Origin of the sequence: Ruegeria sp. R13_0, from assembly GCF_017743995.1 — a bacterium.
Taxonomy (GTDB): domain Bacteria; phylum Pseudomonadota; class Alphaproteobacteria; order Rhodobacterales; family Rhodobacteraceae; genus Ruegeria.
This window is the reverse complement of record NZ_JAGHRB010000046.1, coordinates 1-1,568: the sequence shown is the minus strand read 5'-3', so window position 1 is coordinate 1,568 and position 1,568 is coordinate 1. Positions and strand designations below refer to the sequence as shown.

At 55.3% G+C, this 1,568-nt stretch carries 3 protein-coding genes; 2 read left to right on the top strand and 1 reads right to left on the bottom strand.

Annotation, left to right across the window (positions count from 1 at the left end):
- A partial coding sequence (locus J7394_RS22760; RefSeq protein ID WP_209256242.1) for a MarR family winged helix-turn-helix transcriptional regulator occupies nt 1–374 on the bottom strand: 374 nt, incomplete at its 3' end.
- Between the two features lie 209 nt (nt 375–583).
- On the opposite strand from J7394_RS22760, the gene J7394_RS22755 reads away from it, so the two are divergent.
- Nucleotides 584–1,114: a GNAT family N-acetyltransferase gene (locus tag J7394_RS22755; protein ID WP_209256241.1), complete on the top strand. Its 531-nt coding sequence runs from the start codon at nt 584–586 to the stop codon at nt 1,112–1,114.
- A gap of 38 nt (nt 1,115–1,152) precedes the next feature.
- Nucleotides 1,153–1,551: a helix-turn-helix transcriptional regulator gene (locus tag J7394_RS22750; RefSeq protein ID WP_209256240.1), complete on the top strand. Its 399-nt coding sequence runs from the start codon at nt 1,153–1,155 to the stop codon at nt 1,549–1,551.
- Nucleotides 1,552–1,568: the final 17 nt, after the last annotated feature.

Here is a 1,568-nt window from a genome sequence, read left to right as displayed (position 1 = left end):
GCCTGCTCCCAGTCCTCCATCTGCTTGAACCGCTGCACATAGAGCTGTTGCAGCGGATCTGGAGCGTCCTCCAGGGTTTGCCGCCCGCGATCCGTGATCAGGATGTTGGTCTGCCGTCGGTCGGTCAGGGATTTCTCGCGCACGACCATGCCGCCCGAGACCAGCTTGTCCACCAGCGCGGTGACAGTGGCCTGGCTGACATGCATACGCATTGAAATCGCCTTGGCCGTGGTTTGCCCGGTTTCGCCAATCACTTGCAATACACGAAGCTGGACCGCGGTCAGCCCGGCGGATTGCGCCAGTTCCCGGCCGGACATCTCGGTGGCGCGCAGGATTCGGCGCAGGGCGACAAGGCTGCTGTCGATACGATCCATGTATCTACTCCGCATTCGAATGGAGTGAGACTGTCAAAATTGTATTGATTGCTCAAGTGTTAACGGAGCGCAATATAATTAGCCTTGCAAATTAAAATATCGCAAAAATAGGTATATTTATGACGTTTCGGTAGAATTTTGCTTTGCCTTTTGAAGTTTTGATGCCGCTGTGTTACTTAGCTAATCAAAGTTTATTGATGGAGCAGTACATGCAGCATTCTTTGGAGTTGTTCGAACAACCTATTCCGGTTTTGCGTCCCCCTTTGCCGGAAGACGGTGCAGCTGTGTCTTTGCTGGCCAGTACCGGGGATCAGAAAGCTATTGGTGATCTGCTTGGCGAACTGGCGGCGTTTGATAACTACAAAGAATTCTCGGTTATTGCAGAACTGGATGGAGACTTGGTCGGCGCGATGCTGGCTTATGTTTTGCCATATGACCCGGAAACCCTGTTTATCTGGCAGGTCGGCGTTTCAGAGGGTGAAGCGGACAAGGGCCTTGCGTCACTGATGCTGGGTCAGGTGATGCGTCGGCACGTCTGCGCCGATGTCACCCGTGTTCAGACTGTGATTGCGTCCAACGACGAGAGTACCTGGGCGCTGTTCCGCCGGTTTGCTCGGTGGCAGCGGTCCCGGATGGACATCCAACCTTTCATCACGCAGGCACTGACCCCATATCGCCGCCATGAAAACAGCAACCTTGTGACAATCCGTCTCGAGGATCGTAGCGAACGCGCGGCCTGACCGCGCCACGACATTTTCAATCAAAGTGAGAGAGCAGAATGAACGTAGCCACAACTATATCAAACGACACCCCATACTACGGTGACGAAGCGGCGACTCTGGGCGACCGGATCGTCGCCGCGCGCGAAGCCGTGGGGTATTCACAGAAAAAACTGGCCTCCCGCCTGGGCGTTAAACTGAAGACGGTGCAGGGATGGGAAGAAGACCGCACCGAGCCACGCGCAAACAAAGCGCAGATGATCTCCGGCATTCTTGGGGTCTCTCTGGTTTGGCTTCTAAGTGGTGAGGGAGAAGGTGTGCTTGAACCGGCCGATACCCCTTCGGGATCGGAGGATATTCAGGGCATCCTTGATGAAATCCGGACCCTCCGGACAGATATGGCTCAGACCACCCGCAGGCTGAGCACGGTTGAAAAACGCCTGCGCGCCAGACTTTGACATCGGCGCAATCGCGA

Bases quoted from the DNA above. Each gene is read 5' to 3' on its own strand.
- J7394_RS22755 (WP_209256241.1), top strand. From the start codon at position 584: ATGCAGCATTCTTTGGAGTTGTTCGAACAACCTATTCCGGTTTTGCGT.
- J7394_RS22750 (WP_209256240.1), top strand. From the start codon at position 1,153: ATGAACGTAGCCACAACTATATCAAACGACACCCCATACTACGGTGAC.